Source organism: Arcticibacterium sp. (assembly GCF_055134445.1).
This window is the reverse complement of record NZ_JBSRVI010000116.1, coordinates 15,835-35,287: the sequence shown is the minus strand read 5'-3', so window position 1 is coordinate 35,287 and position 19,453 is coordinate 15,835. Positions and strand designations below refer to the sequence as shown.

Annotated in this window: 23 protein-coding genes; 3 read left to right on the top strand and 20 right to left on the bottom strand. The window is 37.4% G+C overall.

What is annotated here, in order from left to right:
• From ACTBZY_RS15215 to ACTBZY_RS15195, 5 genes are all read right to left on the bottom strand, one after another.
• Window positions 1-265, bottom strand: a 265-nt coding sequence (locus tag ACTBZY_RS15215; protein ID WP_463047200.1) for a hypothetical protein, incomplete at its 3' end; no start/stop codon positions are given.
• Window positions 266-441: 176 nt separating this feature from the next.
• Window positions 442-1,074, bottom strand: coding sequence for a nitroreductase family protein (locus tag ACTBZY_RS15210; protein WP_463047199.1), 633 nt, complete (start codon window positions 1,072-1,074; stop codon window positions 442-444).
• A 41-nt stretch (window positions 1,075-1,115) separates the two neighbouring features.
• A complete protein-coding gene (locus ACTBZY_RS15205; RefSeq protein WP_463047198.1) occupies window positions 1,116-1,685 on the bottom strand; it encodes a TetR/AcrR family transcriptional regulator in 570 nt (189 codons plus the stop codon).
• A 230-nt stretch (window positions 1,686-1,915) separates the two neighbouring features.
• Window positions 1,916-3,256, bottom strand: a complete 1,341-nt coding sequence (locus tag ACTBZY_RS15200; RefSeq protein WP_463047197.1) for a Gfo/Idh/MocA family protein — start codon at window positions 3,254-3,256, stop codon at window positions 1,916-1,918.
• A 59-nt stretch (window positions 3,257-3,315) separates the two neighbouring features.
• Window positions 3,316-3,846 (bottom strand): hypothetical protein, encoded by a 531-nt coding sequence (locus ACTBZY_RS15195; RefSeq protein ID WP_463047196.1) that lies wholly within the window; start codon window positions 3,844-3,846, stop codon window positions 3,316-3,318.
• Window positions 3,847-4,165: 319 nt separating this feature from the next.
• Here ACTBZY_RS15195 and ACTBZY_RS15190 point away from each other — a divergent pair, with 319 nt between their 5' ends.
• Window positions 4,166-4,918: an HAD family hydrolase gene (locus ACTBZY_RS15190; RefSeq protein WP_463047195.1), complete on the top strand. Its 753-nt coding sequence runs from the start codon at window positions 4,166-4,168 to the stop codon at window positions 4,916-4,918.
• Between the two features lie 11 nt (window positions 4,919-4,929).
• Complete coding sequence (locus ACTBZY_RS15185; RefSeq protein ID WP_463047194.1) at window positions 4,930-6,075, top strand: TIGR03364 family FAD-dependent oxidoreductase; 1,146 nt, start codon at window positions 4,930-4,932, stop codon at window positions 6,073-6,075.
• Here ACTBZY_RS15185 and ACTBZY_RS15180 read toward each other — a convergent pair.
• Complete coding sequence (locus tag ACTBZY_RS15180; protein ID WP_463047193.1) at window positions 6,049-7,344, bottom strand: DUF5690 family protein; 1,296 nt, start codon at window positions 7,342-7,344, stop codon at window positions 6,049-6,051. The two genes, ACTBZY_RS15185 and ACTBZY_RS15180, sit on opposite strands and share 27 nt — an antisense overlap.
• A 96-nt stretch (window positions 7,345-7,440) precedes the next feature.
• Window positions 7,441-7,818 carry a PH domain-containing protein gene (locus ACTBZY_RS15175; RefSeq protein ID WP_463047192.1) on the bottom strand — a complete coding sequence of 126 codons (378 nt, stop codon included), beginning with the start codon at window positions 7,816-7,818 and terminating at the stop codon, window positions 7,441-7,443.
• Between the two features lie 327 nt (window positions 7,819-8,145).
• Here ACTBZY_RS15175 and ACTBZY_RS15170 point away from each other — a divergent pair, with 327 nt between their 5' ends.
• The gene (locus tag ACTBZY_RS15170; RefSeq protein ID WP_463047191.1) at window positions 8,146-8,970 is read left to right on the top strand and encodes a metallophosphoesterase family protein; all 825 of its coding nucleotides are present in this window, start codon (window positions 8,146-8,148) and stop codon (window positions 8,968-8,970) included.
• A gap of 364 nt (window positions 8,971-9,334) precedes the next feature.
• Here ACTBZY_RS15170 and ACTBZY_RS15165 read toward each other — a convergent pair whose 3' ends face one another.
• The 13 genes from ACTBZY_RS15165 to ACTBZY_RS15105 form a co-directional block, all read right to left on the bottom strand.
• On the bottom strand, window positions 9,335-9,919 hold the full coding sequence (locus tag ACTBZY_RS15165; protein WP_463047190.1) for an HD domain-containing protein: 585 nt from the start codon (window positions 9,917-9,919) through the stop codon (window positions 9,335-9,337).
• A 170-nt stretch (window positions 9,920-10,089) separates the two neighbouring features.
• Complete coding sequence (locus tag ACTBZY_RS15160) at window positions 10,090-10,476, bottom strand: DUF4136 domain-containing protein (protein WP_463047189.1); 387 nt, start codon at window positions 10,474-10,476, stop codon at window positions 10,090-10,092.
• Between the two features lie 186 nt (window positions 10,477-10,662).
• A complete protein-coding gene (locus ACTBZY_RS15155; RefSeq protein WP_463047188.1) occupies window positions 10,663-10,863 on the bottom strand; it encodes an EthD family reductase in 201 nt (66 codons plus the stop codon).
• A complete protein-coding gene (locus ACTBZY_RS15150; RefSeq protein WP_463047187.1) occupies window positions 10,829-10,966 on the bottom strand; it encodes an EthD family reductase in 138 nt (45 codons plus the stop codon). Before ACTBZY_RS15150 ends, ACTBZY_RS15155 begins: the two co-directional genes overlap by 35 nt.
• Window positions 10,967-11,464: 498 nt before the next feature.
• Window positions 11,465-11,656 carry a hypothetical protein gene (locus tag ACTBZY_RS15145; RefSeq protein ID WP_463047186.1) on the bottom strand — a complete coding sequence of 64 codons (192 nt, stop codon included), beginning with the start codon at window positions 11,654-11,656 and terminating at the stop codon, window positions 11,465-11,467.
• Between the two features lie 178 nt (window positions 11,657-11,834).
• The gene (locus ACTBZY_RS15140; protein ID WP_463047185.1) at window positions 11,835-12,773 is read right to left on the bottom strand and encodes a hypothetical protein; all 939 of its coding nucleotides are present in this window, start codon (window positions 12,771-12,773) and stop codon (window positions 11,835-11,837) included.
• Window positions 12,774-12,873: 100 nt separating this feature from the next.
• Window positions 12,874-13,386, bottom strand: coding sequence for a YybH family protein (locus ACTBZY_RS15135; protein WP_463047184.1), 513 nt, complete (start codon window positions 13,384-13,386; stop codon window positions 12,874-12,876).
• Window positions 13,387-13,471: 85 nt separating this feature from the next.
• The gene (locus ACTBZY_RS15130; RefSeq protein ID WP_463047183.1) at window positions 13,472-14,365 is read right to left on the bottom strand and encodes a dioxygenase family protein; all 894 of its coding nucleotides are present in this window, start codon (window positions 14,363-14,365) and stop codon (window positions 13,472-13,474) included.
• Window positions 14,366-14,488: 123 nt separating this feature from the next.
• Window positions 14,489-14,968, bottom strand: coding sequence for a YybH family protein (locus tag ACTBZY_RS15125; RefSeq protein WP_463047182.1), 480 nt, complete (start codon window positions 14,966-14,968; stop codon window positions 14,489-14,491).
• 89 nt (window positions 14,969-15,057) lie between these two features.
• Window positions 15,058-15,987 (bottom strand): 3-keto-disaccharide hydrolase, encoded by a 930-nt coding sequence (locus ACTBZY_RS15120; RefSeq protein ID WP_463047181.1) that lies wholly within the window; start codon window positions 15,985-15,987, stop codon window positions 15,058-15,060.
• A 3-nt stretch (window positions 15,988-15,990) separates the two neighbouring features.
• Complete coding sequence (locus ACTBZY_RS15115; protein WP_463047180.1) at window positions 15,991-17,967, bottom strand: M1 family metallopeptidase; 1,977 nt, start codon at window positions 17,965-17,967, stop codon at window positions 15,991-15,993.
• A gap of 143 nt (window positions 17,968-18,110) precedes the next feature.
• A complete protein-coding gene (locus ACTBZY_RS15110) occupies window positions 18,111-18,437 on the bottom strand; it encodes a nuclear transport factor 2 family protein (protein WP_463047179.1) in 327 nt (108 codons plus the stop codon).
• Window positions 18,438-18,459: 22 nt separating this feature from the next.
• Window positions 18,460-19,398 carry an NAD-dependent epimerase/dehydratase family protein gene (locus tag ACTBZY_RS15105; RefSeq protein ID WP_463047178.1) on the bottom strand — a complete coding sequence of 313 codons (939 nt, stop codon included), beginning with the start codon at window positions 19,396-19,398 and terminating at the stop codon, window positions 18,460-18,462.
• Between the last annotated feature and the right edge of the window lie 55 nt (window positions 19,399-19,453).

The window sequence follows — 19,453 nt, the reverse complement described above, 5'->3', positions numbered from 1 at the left end:
ACGACGCTCTTCCGATCTTTTTCTTACGACCCATAATACTTCCTTTCCTTTGGTCTTTTTCTGCTGGCAGCCAATTAAATTCACCCGTTATTTGGCCTTGAGCATTTTCTGTAAAACGGAGTTCTTGCACATCCTTCTTCTCTGGATTATCAGGAAATGGGTATTCTTGTTTGTAACAGTATTCTCTTGTAGTGCTTTTGGACTTTTCAGCGTTTTGGCACGCTAATACTTTAAAAGAAAATAAAATAACGATGGAAATTTTCATGTTACTATTGTGCTTATTGATATGCTAACGCTAGAAATAACACTTAATTATTTTTCTTTAAAAAAGTGTTAAAAAAAGAAACCAGCGTTCGTGAAACGAACGCTGGTCCAATTTGAAAAAGGGGTTTGTTGATTTTTTATATTGAAGTGTAAAGTCAATTCAAATGAAGAAGTGACTTATGCGACTACAGTCACTAGCTCGTCCATGCTTTTTCGAACCTTTGGCAAATTAACCAACCAGTCTTTCTCCGCATCTCTTATACCTAATGGTAATACGACACAACTTCTTAGACCTTTTTCTTTTAGGCCTAAAATTTCGTCAAGAGCAGCGGAGTCGAAACCTTCCATTGGAGTACTGTCTACACCTTCAAATGCCGCTGCAGCAATAGCCTGAGAAAAAGCAATGTATGCTTGTCTGGCCGCATGCTGGAAGTTTACTTCCGCATCTTTTTGAGGATAGGATCCAAGCAGCATTTGTCTATAGTTTTCCCACCCCTCATTTGTGAATCCTCTTACATCGTTGGTATGATCAAAAACTTTATTGATACGATCTGCAGTATAGGTGTCCCAAGCTGCGAAAACCAATAAGTGTGAACAGTCGGTAATGACAGACTGATTCCATGCGATGGGTTTGATTTTTTCCTTTATCTCCTGGTTAGTCACTACGATAACCTCAAAAGGCTGTAAGCCGCTAGAGGTAGGGGCTAAAGATATAGCTTTTAAAATCTTGTCAATTTTTTCTTGAGCTACCTTTTCTCCGTTCATAGCTTTAGTGGCATAACGCCAGTTCAATTTCTCTAACAATTCCATAATTAATGAATGTTCATTCTTTTTTAATAAAAAAAATATTTCTAAAGTTTAATGGCGTCCCAAGAAGCACTAAAAGCTTCCTCTAGTATTTGAGGTTCAGGTCTAGGATTTTCTCTTGTAAAAATAAAGGACATGGGATAAATGGTGTAGGCATAAAGTAGGTAAGGAGAAATCTCCTTTATAATACCCTCTTTCTGTCCTCTTTCCCATAAATCTATCAAAGGTTTAAGATGATGAAGTTCTTTTTTGCATCTGTTTTCATTCACTATTGGTGTATTATCACATTGGGCTAGAAATGAGGCCTCTTCATAGAATTTCATTCTAAATTCAGCAATATTATGCCAAATAAGCTCGAAACTCTTCTTTACAGGCTGATTTTCATCAAAACCTTTAAATGCATTTTTACTGAAGAAGTCTCTTGTTTCCAGATATAACTGGTTAACAAGGTCTTGCTTGTTTTCAAAATACAGATAAATAGTAGCAGGTGAAACGTTTGCAAGTTTGGCCACTTTAGACATGCACGCTTCTTGCACTCCGCCATCATTTATAAGTCCAAGTGTGGACTTTAATAGGGCGGTGCGTTTGTCAATGCTTTTCTGAAGCTTGGCCATTTTAATCTTTTGCTTTTGTCTTTTTATTTTAAGAATAAATCAGATGCTAAAACTCTTCTAGAGACGTCATCTTTCTAATAAACCCACAAAAGTGAATGTTCGTTCATTTTTGTGAAATAATTTTATGGAAGCTTGTTAAATGGGCTTATAAGCAGTTACCAGTTCATGGAAGTTTAAAGCATAAGAAAACCAGTCACCCACGTAAGTGACTGGTTCATTGCGACATAAACTTATCCTTCCCACAGCTGCCATGGGCTTCTATAAGTTGGTTTTAAGTACTTATTGGCTGCTGTTTCATTACTGATCATACTCTTGTCGTCATTCCATTCAAGCTTTTTGCCTGTTCTGTAAGCTATATTACCCAGATGAGCTACCACAGCGGCATTTCTCCCCATTTCTATGGTACAGTTCGGGTCTTTTCTAGATTTAATACATTCCAGAAAGTTTTTGGTGTGTGCATCTAATCCATTACTACGGCTTTTCTGTGGGGGTATGGCCTCCGTCATATACTTACCATTCTCTTCTAGCGGTATAACTTTCCAAGTATCTCTATTGATAGCTAAAATTCCATTCTCTCCAATAAACGCCACACCGGGTTTTCCCATGTCTTCTAAATACGGAGATATTCCCATAGCCATAAATTGCTCCCAAATAAAACTGAAGTTTCCAAAGTCATAGACCGTGGTGAGTGTATCTGGCGTTTCAGAGGCGTCGTTAGGGAAAGCTAATTTTCCGCCTATGGCCATCACAGATTTTGGAGCGGTGGCATTCATACCCGCCAAAACCATGTCAAGCATATGTACTCCCCAATCTGTCATTAAGCCTCCGGCATAATCCCAGAAATAGCGAAAAGAGCCATGAAAACGATTTTTATTAAAAGGTTTTTTTGGTGCAGGGCCTAGCCATCTATCGTAGTCTACGCCTTCTGGAGCAGTACTATCGGGCACTACATCAAAACCTCTTCCGTAGCTCACATCTGCCCATGCTTTAACTTGTCTTATTTTTCCTAAAGCTCCTGTCTCAAGGTAGGCAAATGCCGAGTGCCAGTGTGGGTCGCTTCGCTGCCACTGACCAACTTGTACCACACGTTTATATTTCCTAGCTGCTTTTACCATGAGGTCAGCTTCGTGAATGCTGTTGGCAATGGGTTTTTCTACGTAAACGTCTTTGCCTGCGGCACAGGCGTCGGTCATCATGATGTGATGCCAATGGTCTGGCGTACCTATAATTACGGCTTCTAGACCTGAGGCTTTAAGAAACGCTCTATGGTCATTATAAGTTTGAGGCCTTAAACCCGTTTGAGCTTCTAATTCGTCGGCTCTTCTTTTTAGGAGTACGGCATCTACATCGCACAAAGCAATGCAAGCGGTATCAGCATTTTTTAAAAATGATTTAAGATCAGCCCAGCCCATACTGTTTACGCCTATAAGGCCGACTTTTACACTATTTTCTAAGTCTGGTTCGCTTGTTTTGGCGGAAACGGTACTTAATGGAATGGCCGCAGTTAGGGAAGCCGCACCTAAGTTTTTAATAAAATTTCGTCTATTGTTCATTTCAATGAGTTTAAGCATTGAAATTAATATTTTTTAAGGAATAATTTGAGCTTGAACGGCTTTCTCATTTTAGCTCCTTATAGAAAGGAAGAATTTAACCTTATGATTTTAGAGATGCTTATACCCATAAAACAATCATCTGCACAGTTGTTTGGTACATAGCCAGACAAGGAGATAAGACCTTCTTCATTGACCTCAAAGTATGTTTTGGCATCTTTCCTTTTTAATAACCAATCTTGCTCCGCTTTTTCGTACACTTTATCCAGTGTGATGGCGGCAGCCGCACCAGAGTTTTCATGACTGTTTAAGTTGCCTTGGTCTTCAGTCCATTCTTTTACAGCCTCTTCTGAGTCAGGAGCTGGCGTGTATTTATAATACCTTTCAATTACTATTCCATTTTTAACGGTCAGTTTCGTCTCTAAACCGAAACCTACCCAAGAGCCTCCTACTACTGTGTATTGATAAGAATTATTTGAGGTGTTTTTGAAGCTTGTCCATGCTTTTTGGCTTTTCTGAAAGTCACTTTCAAATTTGATGTCACTCTTCTCACACGAAGAGAGTATACTCAGCGTAAAAACAGTTGCTAGAAGATTTAGGATAATTTTCATTGTGATATTTTTTAATATTGTTTGATGAAGGCTAAACTGTTGCTGAGCTTTTTTGGTTGTATGAGCCATCCATTTATTTTTAGCTTCTAATAGATCTTCCTTATAAAAAAAACGGAAGATTATTCCTCCGTTTTTAAAGATTACACTTCGTTAAACTATAAGTAAAATACGTTTTCGGCAGCAAATGTCGAACTTTTACATAAAGTCAATGTTAAGGTCGAATGAAGTTTAGATTAAATTAAAACCTAACAATTAGTTAACCTTCAAAGTACTTTTGGTCTCGTTATTCTTGGATAATATTGTTGAAACAATAAAGCTCATGATAGACATAGACTTGGTAGTGTTTGATATGGCGGGAACCACCGTTAGAGATAAAAGGGAGGTAGAAACATGTTTTGCAGAAGCCTGTGAAATTACTGGGTTAAACGTAAATTCTTCAAGAATTTTGGAGCTACAAGGCTACGCCAAAAGAGAGGTTTTTCAGCTACTGTGGTCTGAGACTTTGACAGACCCATCAGATTTACAAGACTATGTTGATTTGTCGTATAGCACCTTTTGCGAGATTTTGGAAAACCACTACATGGAATCTGAAATTTTACCTACAGAACATTGTTTAGAGGTTTTTGACCTTCTAAAAAAGAATAATATCAAAATAGCTTTAACCACTGGTTTCTACAGAAAAGTAACCAATATCATTCTGGAAAAATTGGGCTGGTTAAATGGGCTTGATGAAGATTTTGTGAAAGTGGGTGGCTTAACACCTATTGATATTTCCATTACGCCTTCAGAGGTGGAGGGTGGCAGGCCGCAGCCGTTTATGATAGAGCGTGCCATACAATTACTAAATATTTCCGATGCTTCCAAAGTGGTGAAAGTGGGAGATACACCGGTAGATCTAGAAGAAGGCTATAATGCCAAAGTTTGGAAAAGCCTAGCGGTAACCAATGGCTCCCATGATTATAAACAGCTGGTTGCTTATAAAAACGACGGACTATTAAACAACTTGGCCGATTTACCTAAGATTTTGAATCTGGATATTCAAAAAGAAAGAAGGTATTTTATTACTTTTTAATAAGAAATTCTATGAAGTACGACTTGATAATTATTGGTGCTGGAGTGCTGGGGACTTTTCATGCCTATCACGCTTCCAAGCTTGGTAAAAATGTTCTTTTACTAGATAAGGATGCTAAGCAGGAGGGCTCCAGTACCCAAAATTTTGGTCAAGTAGTACCCTCTGGTTTATCGTCTGAATGGCATGCTTATGGGCGTCGAAGTTTAGCTCAGTTTATGACATTACAGGAAAAAGCTGACTTTACCGTGAGACAAAATGGAAGTGTTTATATAGCTTCTGATGCCACAGAACAGGAACTTCTGGAAGAGCTCAGAGAGCTACACATGGATAGGGGATATGAGTGTATCATGTTTTCTAAGAAAGGTATGATGGAGCGTTTTCCAGATATCAAAAAGGATTATATCAAATGTGGTTTGTTTTACCCTCAAGAGCTCAGTGTAGATCCACGGCAGATGGTGAATAGATTGAGCGATTATCTGAATGAGGCGGGCATGGTGCACGTAAGGTTTAATCAGCTGGCGGTGGAATGTACAGAAAGACTAAACGGCTGTGAGGTGGTGACAGAAGGTGGTCAAAGTTATGAGTCGGAGCAGGTCATAATATGTTGTGGGTATTCTTTTGAAACGCTTTATCCTGAGGTTTTTGCGGAAAGTAGTATTCAAGTAAGTAAGCTTCAGATGCTTAAAACTAAACCATTAAATCATGTTAATTTAAAGGCTAACATTTTAACGGGCTTGACCATTAGAAGGTATGAATCATTCACAGAATGTGCTGCTTTTGATAAATTAGAAACGCCAGAGAAGTACATCGCTTTAAAAGAACAAGGGATACATATTCTTTTTAAACAGTCAGACGATGGCTCCATTATTATAGGCGACTCTCACGAATATGCTGGAATCAATGGAATAGAGGAATTGGGTTTAGAGAGTAAAGCAGAAATAGATGCTTTAATTATGGCCGAAGCTCACAGGATTATTGACCTGCCAGAAGACTGTATTGCAGAAAGATGGGCTGGTTTTTATGGTCAGCACGAAGATGATATTTTTGTGCATGATGTAGACAGGCACATCAGAATAATTACAGGAATAGGGGGAAAGGGAATGACTTCATCCGCTGGTTATGCCGAGACATCAATTAGGAACCTGTACCAACGTTGATATTTTCTGGCGACTATTTATGAAATAGGTAAAGAATAGAAATTGCCCGGATATCAAAACCAAACCAACCGTGGCTGTACCTTCACTGATGTTGGTTAGCATTTCAGCATAGTTGATCTTAGATGCGTAAAACTCTTTGTAGAACAAGAGTAATACGCTTCCTAGATAACCTATGGAGTCGCAGAGGTAAACAAAATATCCAGCATTCGATTTGATTTTCAATACAGGGATAAGTCTTTCAAAAAACGCTATTTGGACTAAAAGGTAAGGTAAATAAAAGCTGATTCCTTGGATGATAAGCCATGTAAAGGCAGATATGCGTTCTTGCCTATAAAGCAAGGTAGAAATAAGTAATGCCGTCATAGAAAGTATCATAGACCAGTTGATGGCTTTATAGGCCAATTTGTTACTTTTTATAAGTACTAAAAGTGCAATTAAGGCCATGACAATAACGCCAATAATGGATTCCGTAGTGGCAAAAACGCTAGTATTGGCATTTGGGTCAATGGTTTTCCAGATTTCTACCGCAAAATTATCTCTAAAATCTCTTAAAGTTGTGAAGAGAGCATAGCTCAAAATGATCATCATAAGCCCTGGAGCTAAGTTCTGCCAAATGGCCCGTTTTTCCACTTTGGTCATGGCTTTTCTATGCATCTTTTGATGCTTTTCTTGCTCGCTGGGTGCCGGGAGCTTAGAAAGCATCCACACCGAAAGCAGAAAGAAAGGAAAGAAAACGCAACCCATTATGATGGGCATTTGAAAGTCTGAAAAGTGATAGTGTCCTTGGAGTTGCAAGTAAGCCGTCTTTAATATTCCAGAGGTGATAATCATGTTGATGCTAAGAGCCATTCCTAATAACTCAGTAAACCTTCGACCTTCTAAAAAGCTGAATATTACGCCCCAAACCATGCCTAATGGTAGACCGTTCATGAACATGAAAATAATATTATATGGAGCTTTTACGGTGGCAAACAATACCAATGACAGCATGGCTATGCCAATAAGAGCTAGGATAAGCAAAATTCTGTTTTTGGGATTAAGCTCAGATATGATTTTAATGCCGATAAATTTAGAGAGCATATAGCCAATGACTTGGGCTGTGATAATGACCGTCTTATAACTTATCTGACCTATGAAAATGCCCTCAAAAGTCCCTGTGGTATAGGGCTTTCTGAAGGCATAAGTACAGAAGTAAGCTCCAAATGTGGCCAAAGTGGCCCACAGTAAAAACATACCTTTATTTTTACTTAAATGCTCCGTTATATTCATGGAGCAATTAAGAAATCAAAGATAAATCTGCTGTTAGGACATTGTTATCAAATGATGAATTTGAAGGAGGTTTTAGTTGAATTAAAAAAAAGGATACTACATCACTTTGCCCGCAAGGTATTTTTGGACTTCGTAAACATCAATGTTTTTGTTAAATCGCTTGCTCACCGAAGGTGTGCTTTCACTCGAAATCCAAATTTTAAGTTCGGCATCTAAATCAAATGTACCTGGAGTTTCGATAGAAAACCTAGTGATACTTTTGTAAGGTAATGATCTGTATTCTGCTTTACTTCCAGTGAGGCCTTGAATTTCTATAATGATAAGGCGTTTGTTGGTAAACATGAAGGTGTCTCGAAGGAGCTTAAAGCCAAGTTCTATAACTTCTGTTTCTGCCAATAATTTGCCATACTTCTCATTTAGTTTTTCTGAGGAGGTTTCGCTGGCATTACCCATTAATTTATTTAGAAGTCCCATGTTTTTTTGCTTGTTTTTTTTGCTAAAATTGGATGCAATATTAAGGTTTAAAATTGATACTATATGGTGTTATTTTTAGCGTTGGAGTAATAAAAACCTCAGTTATGATAGATGAAGTTTTTCGCTCTCTTCCAATCAGAAAATCTTGATTTGAAACGGGTATAAAGTCCTTATGGTAAGTTTCCGAATGATATTTTAAAAGATTGAATTTCAAAATTAGTTTTCCCCTTATGGAGGTTCTTTAAAAACTGCAAATTCTTAACATCTTTTTGCACCGAAATATGGAATGATTTGAATATTTTTGTTAAGATTCAATCTACAACACACATGAAAACATCTAGAAGAGATTTTTTAATGAATGCATCTATGGCCACTGTCTTCTTAGGAGCAGGTGGTTTGAAATCTTTATCTGCACAAGAGCTCATCAAAAGCTCAGAGGCTAAAGTAAAAATACGGTTTATTGTAGCTTCCGATGCTCATTACGGACAGCCAAACACAAAGTTTGAGCAGATGACAGAAACTTTCTTAGAGAAGGCCAATCTGTTTCATTCTCAAATGCCTTGCAATTTTTGTGTTTTAAATGGCGACCTTATTCATGACGAGTCGCATTTAATGCCTCAGGTTAAAAGTAAACTTGATGGTCTAGAGATGCCGTATTATGTCACCAAAGGAAATCATGATAAAGTTTCAGATGAAGATTGGCAAATGGTTTGGGATATGCCTGTTAATTTGGCTTTTGAACAAGATAAGAGTGCATTTATTCTAGCCACTACCTCAGACATTGAAGGTACCTATCTTTCGCCAGATTTGGACTGGATGAGACAGCAGTTTGAGGCATTTAAAAAGAGCAAAAGTGTATTTGTTTTTATACATATGCCACAAGCTAAATGGACGGAAAATGGCATTGAAAATCCTGGTTTTTTTGTCCTTTTAAGAGAGTATCCAAACGTAAGAGCAGTATTTCATGGACATGATCATAAACTGGATGATGTGAAAATGCATAACGACCTACCTTTCATCTTCGACTCGCACATTGGTGGTAGTTGGGGTACCGCTTATCATGGTTTTAGGGTGGTAGAGGTTCTAAAAGATGGAGCAGTGTTGACCTATATGATGAACCCAACAGAGGCCATGGAAAAACAAAGCATTTAATCGCTTTGCTATTTTCTAATACATATGCCAAGGAAACAATAAACAAAGCCAAACTAGCTTATGCTAATTCGGCTTTTTTTCCTTCGAAATTTGCGTATTGTTTACTATTAGTTTAATAGGTTTACCAATTTCATGCCGATTTTTATATATCTCTCCTAAAAATTTTGATATCGTTGAAGCTCTCTCGTTTTGATGCCCAAAATCTATTTCACCATTTACAGGCGTATCGGGGCAATGACCGCCATGCAGATAGAGCTACAGCATTTACTTTATTGCCATGGCTAAGGGATTTGAGCTTGCTTTTTTATCAGGCTAGCCCGTCAGTATTTTGTTATAGCCGGGGTATGAAAAGCAATGTTTGTGGCTAAGAAGAAGTGCTAGAAGAAGTAACTTCCCTTTCATTTTGTAAGAATAATTGGTCTATTTGAATGTAAATATCTTCCGGGTTAATATGTTCTATGGCTGTTTCTTTGGCTTGTTCGTCCCATACTCGTACCAATATGATGTCGTCAAAAAAAGGATTCATTTCAAACATCTCCGCTTCTTTTTTCTTCATGGCTCCACCCTGTAAAATCAAGGTGGCTTTGCTGGCTTCTGACAGCTTATTATAATAAGAAGGATACTTGTAACAAAGATATCTTTTGGCGTTTACGTGCTCACTCACCACGGCTAGTATTCTTGGAGGAAATCCATGTTTTTCTAACCAAACAGAGCCTTCTGTTTCATGACTTATTCCGCCTAGTTCTTCATGGTCTTCAGATATAAGATGGCCGATATCATGCAAAAACGCCCCTATGCATAGTTCAAGGTCGGCATTTTTTCCTTTTGCAAGTTGGTAGGACTGTATGGCGTGTTCTAGCTGAGTGATCTCTTCCCCAAAATATACCCCGTGGGCATGTTGTTCGTAAATATCTCTGATTAAAGCAGAGATAGTTGCTTCTTTTTCCATAATTATAAGAGAAAGGTGGAACCAATGCTTATGGCTTGCAAGCAAATTTAGGGTAATATTTGCCCCGATTTTCTGGAAGCAGATTATGGAAATATTATGTTTATGTTGCCTGATATTAACATAAGCCTGAGCATTTTAAGCTTTCATAAATTTATTTGACAATGAGCGTCTTATTTACCAAAAGCAGTGTAGACTATACGATCCATTTGAAAGTCCTGAGTGCTAAGTGGGAGTGCTATTACCTTACCTTGCCAAATACATCTTAAACCATTGGCTTCTAAGATGCTCAAATGTACACTTTCGTAACGGTGGTCGTAGGATATATTTACATAGAGATCTGGGTTTTCGTTATCATAAATCCACTTGGACTTTATGAGATGCTTTCTTATCGAGGTAGTTAATTTATCTTCCGTTTTATTACTTTCCTGCCTTTCTATTATGCTGAAAGACTTGCTGTATTGTGGAAAGTCGATGCTTGCTGTTTTTTCGAGTTTGTAGGAGCTTTTTTGACAGGCAAATAGGGAGCTTAAAAGAAGCATGATGATAAACTTGTTCATGATATAGGGGATTTGGAATCATATACAAGTTACATTTATTAATGATAAATTAATTATTCCGTAATATGGAATATGAAAACTTAATATTGGTGTTACTTTAATGACCGTTTGGATAAGATTTAGGTCAAAAAAAGACCCTTCTTAGGTTTCAAGACGGGTCATTGACGGATTCAAGAATCCAGTTATCTATGCTATAGTTCCTGTTAAAAGAGTTGCACCACCTGAAGCAAAATTAGCAAGGTCGCCCGCTGTGGCTTGTCCGGCTGCTGAGCCCATGCCTGCCTGTAATGACGCTATGTCGGCAAACCATAATTCTGCCATACGATAGTAGGCTGGTTTGCTACCATCAGCTTCATCTAGAAACTTGGTTGTTTCTGCCTTTTTCAATTTCTTTTATCTTACCGACTAATGGCATATGCGTAGTAGCATAATACTTTTCAAATGCAGCAGGGTCTGTTGGATGTCCATAAAGTACAGTTAATTTAATCATGGTATTTAATGTTTAATTTATTCGTCTAAAATGGTTTTCCTTCCTGTTTTTCTTTTATACTATATACGGTTAAAGCCTTTGCCTACTTAAACCCGCTTTATGCATTATAAAATCTCCCTATTTTATCGGGACAGTAGCTAAGTTGCTTCAAATTAGTTTACTTGGTCAAGCTCAGCACAGGCTACACCCATTTAAACTCAATCACCAGAACCCTTCTACATTAGCTCAGGGTAAACCGCTATGCTAATCTCGTTTAAATGTCTGATTTATTCCATTTTAAAACTCAATACGATTCTCCAATGCATAAACCAAGTTAAACTTAACACCAAGTTCTTGTATAGCCTAATCGTAATTATAATTTAGCACAAGCTTTCTGAAAGCTTCAAGGCTAATTAGCATTAGGTTTGAAACTATTCAAATGGCAGATTTGAATTGAAAATGTCTCTAAATAATTTCTATTTCCTGTCTTCTTTTTTCCAAAAGCCTATGAACTTTTCCTCACCAGCCTCTTACAAAAAGACTCAATTCGCCATCTTCGGCTATTAAATCTTCCGTACCAAACACTTTTTTGAGTCTTAAATTAACTTTTGTGATTGCTGAATTAACTATTCCTGCCATGGCAGATTGGATATTTACTCTTCCTACTACAGAAAGAGCTCCGCCATGAACTACTACTTCACAACCTTGCAAGAAACTCGAAAGTCGGCTATGTTTTCTACGTCTAATGGTACGATTTTTAAGTTTTTGGCTTTATCTAAACTTTGTAAATGTTCGTATTTGCTTTTGTTTGACATAACCACGAAGTTTAGCAAAGAGAAATAAAGTCTGTCTTGCTCTTTAAAAACTCCGTGGTACTTTTAGTTAAGTATTATTTCAATAATGCCGCACTGTAATAAGATATCATGTGTACTATTTTTCCCTCTTTATTTACATTATGCTGATAATGCATTGGTAAGCTAAACTTCTTTTTGTCCGACTTTCTTGTAAGGTGAAAAACCCACCAAGAATAAAGTACACCAGAATCGCCCATTTCATAGTGCATGTAATCTGGATAGCCTGTTTGCTCAACACCGTCTATGTCATACATCTCTAAAATTGCTTTGTCAGCAGCTTTTTCTTCTTCTAAATTTGTCGACTTAGTATCTGCACTATTGATATCTCTAAAAGTAGCTTTTTCGTCGAAAAAGCTGTAATATTTATCCCAATCGCCATTTTCCACTGCAGCTATCATTAACCGTAGGGTATTAATACTTGGATGTTGGTTATAAATAGTTCCGTTTTTTCTTACAGAAAACGCCTGACCAATTTCATTACCGACCTCAGGATTTACATAACTCATAGCTCTCCTGATTTTATTAGCCTTAGTTAGTGTAAATGAACGATGCAGTAACATATCTGCTTTTACGCCTGTCATTTTATGCACCCCCTTTAGTATGTCCCAAGACTCTACCGTGACGGCGTTATTGTCACTTGGGTCTTTAGTGTACTCAAAGGCATCTGGATAGGCACCTTCCATTGTTTTGATGGAATAATAGTCTAGCTGATCATGCCAAGCCTTAGCGTTCCTAAGAAATTGTGATTTAGTCATTCCTTTATCAAATTGAGTTGAAGTGACTGGGTTGTAGGCTACGAAATCATCCGTCATAAGTTTTGACATCGCAGTTGTGTCTCCTTTAACCATTGCCTTGGTAAAGGCATCCACCACATTGATAGCTGGGTGTTCAATATAGATTTTACCGTTTTCTTTTTTTTGGCCAAAGCCGATGAACGGTAACATCATCAATAAGCATAGGGTAATTTTTCTCATGGTCGTTTTATCATTTTTATAGTGCTGACGCCGCACTTTTTAGGTTAAAAGTTTTATCTATAATTCTTTATGATTACTGTTTTAAAGTTCAAACAGTCAACTATTTCTTAGGAGCATCGTTATTGTAGATGTCTCTAATGCATATATAATCACCATCGCGTTTTTCCCAAATCGCCATGTATTTACCAGTACGAAGTACCTTCCCATTAGCATCTTTTACCGTAGTAATTCCAATCTCAGTCACTTGGTTTTCAGAACCAAATACCTCTGCAACATCAAATGTGGTTACACTGTTTTCTGTGTTTTTGGCAACGCTAGCCTCCACATCTTTTCGCATAGCTTCTTCACCGCTGATAGAAGGCTGGTCATTTCCCATTGTTATGGCATCATCAGCATAGAAAGCTAAAATGGCATCCACATCACCTGCTGTTTGAGCTTCTGCAAAAGCGGTTTCTTTCGCTTGAATTTCAGCTTTGATAGCCATCATATCAGGCTCCATAACAGCAGCTACTTGGTCTGGAAGTTCTTCAGAGCCCTCTTTTACCTCAGTACATCCAAAATTGATTAGAACTAAAAATGTTAATCCTGCTAAGTAAGAATATTGTTTTTTCATTGCTATTATTTTTATTTTTTGCCTACTCTAAAATGGTTTTTGCCGGGCCGACGCTTCGGAAACCCCAATGTTTTAAGCCCTTTGGCTAATCTTTTAAATACACCATACTTGGGCTATCCAAGGCACCCCAGTTAGCCTTTGTGGTCAATTCTATTTCTCCTGAAAGTTTTAAATCAAATACTAATGAAGCATAACTACCATCAGGCTCACCAGGATATTCAAAAGTATTGTTTCCGATGTATCTATATCCCTCGCCAAAAACCTCATTTTTTAGCCACAAATCATTATCCCTTTTGAAAAGCTCTATTTGGTTTTTTGTGTCTTTCACATTTGTGTAAGAGCCAATTAATTTGTCAATAGCCACCGCTTCAACGCCCAAAGTGAGGGCCATGCTTACGTCATACGCTATCCTTTTTCGACCATCTTTTAAATTTTGCACAGGCAATATCCTCCTCTTTGCTTTGTCTGAAGCGGCTGCTGGGTCTTTGCTAATGTATTTGTCATCAGCTAAATACAATTGAGTTACCAAAGGCTGATAACCTTCAGCCGTAATCATCATATGAAAATGGGCCGGTCGCATTAAGCCACCACCTGCGTCATAAGGCACTGGTACAATGGTTTGAAAAGCATAATTGCCATTTTCGTCTGAAAAAGTGGTTCCTCTAAACTTGAAGGCATCAGTTTCATTGTCATAAACGCCGTCTGCATCACAATGCCATAATTCAATTTTTGCATTTTTATAAGGACTGACACAATCTAGATGTTTGATTTTTCCGCTTAATTCTACCAATGTCCCTTTCTCGCCTTTGCTCTTTAGGTTAGTTCGGACAGGGCTATTGGGACGATAAAAAGGACCTAAAATATCTGAGGTAGTTTCACAATCCCCTACAAAATGTTTCCCATCAAATTTGATAAAACTGGATGCCGAAACGGCAACGGCACAAAGGCCAGTGTTAATAATAAAATTTCTTCTTTTCATATCTTAATAGTTTATATATGAATAATTTAACTTGCTATAAATCAAATAGTTTACTAAGAATAGCATAAAATATTTTACAATTCGAGGTCGTACTAATGTCAAATAAAATTTGAAATTATAGTATTATTCCACTGGCAAATTCGAATTGAAAATATCTCTAAAGAGCTTCCATTTACCGTCTTCTTTTTTCCATAAAACAATGTACTTTTCTTCTCCAATGACTTTTTCACCTGCATACAAGGTGAGCTCACCTTCTTCGGCTATTAGGTCTTCGGTGCCGTACACATTTTCGAGCCTTAAATCAATACCAGTTAGACCAGATTCAAACATTTCTCTTATTGCACTCTGAATATTAGCCTTTCCTATAACTGATGGTGCTCCGCCGCTCATCAATTTGGCATCAGCCGTATATGAATTGGCTAAACCAACGGAATCTCCAGCGGCAACGAAAGCCATAAATTCTTTATTTGCCTGTTCTATTTCAGCTTTGGCAATTGTCAAATCAAAGGTTGATTTTGAGGTTGTTTCTTCTGCTTTTTGCGTACAACTCATTACTACCGAAGTAGCGATTATTAAAGTGAGTCCAAAGATTGTGTTTTTCATGATTGTTATTGTTTTAAATGATACAGTGTGTTTTTTGCTTACTAAATCAGTTTCGGCTTTCCTGTTAATTTATTTCTTGAATTCAGGATTTATATCTTAGGTAACTTATTAATCCGCTTAAGTCTGATGTCTTTATAATATACCTCAGCTCCTTCCGATTGAAGTCCTATCTTGCCAGACCGAACAGAGCTTTTATCGCTCGTTTTTTTTGAGTTAAATATTCTCATAACAACAGTACCATTGACCATGTGTATACTTGAATCTCCAAAGCAGATTAAGTCAATTTCATTCCACGCTCCACGCTTATTTTCTTTCTCAGGATACTTCGTTACATTCATTTTTGCCAAACTATCCATTAGGCCTTTTTTTACATATTGTGTTTGTTGATCATCCTGAAATAATTGAGCACCATAGTAGGTTCGAAGTTTTGAATTTTCATCATATTGATAGAATTTACTATCTAAAGTTTTGCTTGGAGCATCGACTTTTATGTCTCCTATTGCCACGTAATCTCCCGTGTATCCTTCCTGAATTTGAAATTCATGCGAATTCATCCAAGCATAAGAAGAGCCAGGTTCACCAAATCCATGATACATCAAACCACTATCCATGGGGTCATTTTCTTTCGGTACGTGTTTGTCATTACCCCATTTAAACTTCAGTTTGAGGTGATAGTTTCCATAGTCCTGCTCGGTAGACATCATCCCAAAAGCTGTACCTGAGATGCTTATGACATTTTCATCCTCCAATTGGACTACTTTAATTACATTTTGCTTAGGATTATTCAAGCCCAAATAACCCTCCTGAGTTTTGTCAAAACCAGAAAAAGGACTATTGAAATATGTATTCCAGCCAGTTAAGTCTTTACCGTTCCAAATTGAAACCCATTCATCTTCGGCATCAGCCAATTCAGTTTTTTCGGATGAAGAGTCATCAGAACTTTTACACCCGATACATAACAGTAAAGTGAAAAGGATGGAGGTCATCAATGTTGTAATTTTGAGAATGGTGTTTTTCATTTTCTAATATTTATTTTTCATGTTCTTAAAACCAGTTACATAAAAATTAGCATCTATAATCAATTCTTTTTTGGTGTCCTTGGTGTACTCATGTGTCCAATTGGTTGTTGGTTTAATCCATTGCTCTTTGTCATCAAGCTTTACTTTTAAAGGCATATCAAATCCTGATACGGCATTTGTCCAGCGGTAGGCAAATTTGTTATCTTCAAAATAGTATTCTAAAGTGGGAATTTGGATAGTTCTTAAGTACTGATCAAAAAAGGTCTTTAGGTTCAAGCCTGACTGTTGTGAAATGTAAGTTTCAACCTCTGATGATGTGATAGTTTTATGGTAAAATTCTGTATTTAAGCCGGTTAGAATAGCTCTCCACTTTTCATCATCATTGATCACTTGCCTTAATGTATGCAAAAGGATAGCACCTTTCTGATAAATATCTTGGGTGTAATCTTTGTCATTAACATCGTAATCTCCAATAATTGGAATTTTATTTTCGATGATGTGAGAAATACCTTTAATATATTCTTCTCCAGCTTTTTTCCCATAATGATACTCTACATATAATGCTTCAGAATAGGTAGTGAATGCTTCATGCACCCACATATCTGCCATGTCTTTGTAGGTAATGTTATTTGCAAACCATTCGTGACCAGATTCATGAATAAGCATATAATCGAATTTTAATCCCCAACCAGATCCTGACATATCTCTACCATCATACCCATTAATATATCCAGCGTATCCAACAGAACTTTGATGCTCCATGGCAACACCTTCTACAAGCTTATAGCTGTCTTCATAAAATGGATAAGGACCAAACCAATATTCAAAAGCTTCTAACATTAAATGTGCCTGTTTAAACTGAACTTTGGCTTTTTTAAGGTTTTCGGGCAACACATAATAATCACATGCTAATGTTCCTTTCATTCCGTTGTATGGGTCTGAAAAATGGACGTAATCTGCTACGTTAAGAGCTATTCCGTAATTATTAATTGGGTTTACTACTGTCCATTGATAGGTTGTTGTGCCATTTTTATTTTTTTTGGTTGCTGTTAGCTTACCATTGGCAACAGCCATAAGCTCTTGAGGAACGGTCACGCTTATTGTCATCCCATTATCTGGCTCATCGTACATGTGATCCTTGTTTGGCCACCACAAACTAGCACCTTCACCTTGACATGACGTGAAGATAAACGGTTTGCCATTCGCACCTTTCTCCCATGAAAATCCACCATCCCAAGGGGCTCTTGGTGCTTCCTTTGGATTTCCTTCATAGAAAACCTCAATTTCTTTTGAGGATCCTTTTATTTGATTTTCTTTCAAATGAATGAAATACGCATTTCCTTCTTGTGTAAACGTCAACGCTTTACCTGCTTGAATAACTTTCGTGATTTTCAATGGAGGTTGCAAGTCTATTTGCATGTCGTTCTTTGATTCTAATACGGTATATGTGATGGTATTAGAGCCTTTAATGAACTTGTTTTTGATATCTAATTCAAAATCTAAATCGTAATGCGTTAAATTCCACCATGCCCATTCATCAGTTATTTTCCCTCTTAAAGTGTCTTGTCTTGTATATGTTTTTTCGACTATGGGGGCAATGGTCATATCACGTGCAATCGGACTGCGACTCAAAGTAACGGGCCTTAATTGGCGTGATCCGAGAAAAAAAAAGCCTTTGTAAATTTCTGTACTATCCTCTTTTTTTAATTTGAAATTTAGAAGAAAATTTGAATAGTTTATTGCGATTAAAAGAGAATCATTCTTTAAGATAACATGTTCAATAGGTGTATTAATTATACTAGGTCTATCTCTCCCTTCCCAATTATAAATTCCGGAATAGGCATTGTTGATCTTGTCGATGTTTATTACTAAATCAGCATTTGGATCTTGAATTTCGTACCATTTACCAGTTATGTTTTGCCCAAATAAGCTATACATAGATAGCTGGAGGCTTATTAGAAGGAGTATCGTCCTTTTCATTGTTTTTATTTATTTATGACGAATAATCTTTTAGGGAAGTTAATTTGCTGATTAATCGATTGGACGAAAATTTTATTTACTCATCGCATCAGCCAATTTTTTGGTATCGACATATTGTTGAAATGCGGTAATTTTTCCGTCTTTTAATGTCCAAAGATGGACCACTTGTGAATCATATTCTGCCCCATTTTTTTCACTTTTGCATGGTAGCGAAGTGTAGCAAATACTTGGTCATTTTCCATTGAATGAAGTTTGACGTCCGTAAGGTTGAAATATTCGTGATCTGCCATGATGCGGCCAAAAACACCATTTAAAATCGCATCCGGCCCAATGTACGGATTGCCATCTGCATACATGTTCCTTTCGGCTTCGTTCCAAACTATTTTTTCGTCCATACCACCTAATACATTCGGAACATCGCCGATGGCAAAAGACTTGTACAGATTATCGATTATTGTTTTGTTTTCCATTTTTGTTTTAATATTGAAAATCTCAACTATTATAAGCGTCCAAAGAAGCCTGTGCAGGCTTGAACTCCATACCCAAATCTTTAATCGCCAAATTGCAGTTATAAACGATTACTGGTTTTTCTACCGGTTCTTTGCCATTGAGCATCAACGTGATATCAGAGATGTGGTAGTTTTCGCTGGATAGCAAGTAATTTTTCCCGTTTGTATTCTTAGTGACTACTATTTTGTAAATGGCGGCTGCCACGTCTTCTACATCTACCAATGCCCATGAGATGTCCATGTCATAAAGCATTTGGATAAATGGATTGGGGGCGATTTTATTTTTGAATAAATATTGAATACCCGTAGAGGTGGAGTCTTCCCGATTGGAAAGCGACTTTCCCATTACACCCACCGGGGAAACCGAAGTGATTTCAAAGCTTAAGTCTGGATTTGCTGTCATGAAATCATTCACAACTTGATTGGCCATAAACTTTGCTTGTGCATAAGGGTGACTTTCTGAGTTAGAATGAGGAGCATCTGCTTCTGTGATTTGGTCGCCTTCATTTTTGCCTTTGGGTAGCATTGGGAAATCCGTATTATAGGCAGCCACAGAAGCAATAAAGACTACTTGCTCTATGCCGGGTGTTTCTTTGGCCAATTTCAAGAAGTTTTTAGTACCCTCAATGGTGGGGTCAAAAAGCTCCTTCTTTGGGTTTTTTACGTCTAATTGGAAAGGCGTACCACCGTGAACTACGATGTTACAGCCTTTCAGAAAGTCACTAAGAGAAGCCTTATCCTCTACATTCATTTGTACCAGTTTCAGGTTTTCTGCATTAGGCAAAGCTGACAAATGAGCGTATTTGTCTTTGTTGGAGAGATCAGTGGCTGATACTTTTACATGGTAGCCATTCTCCAAAAACTTTTTGGTGTTATAACTTCCAATGAAGCCCGCACCACCAATGATTCCTACTGTTTTCATTTTGATTGATTTTTTTGAATTTATTTAGCCCTAACTATTTTTACTTTTCCCTAAA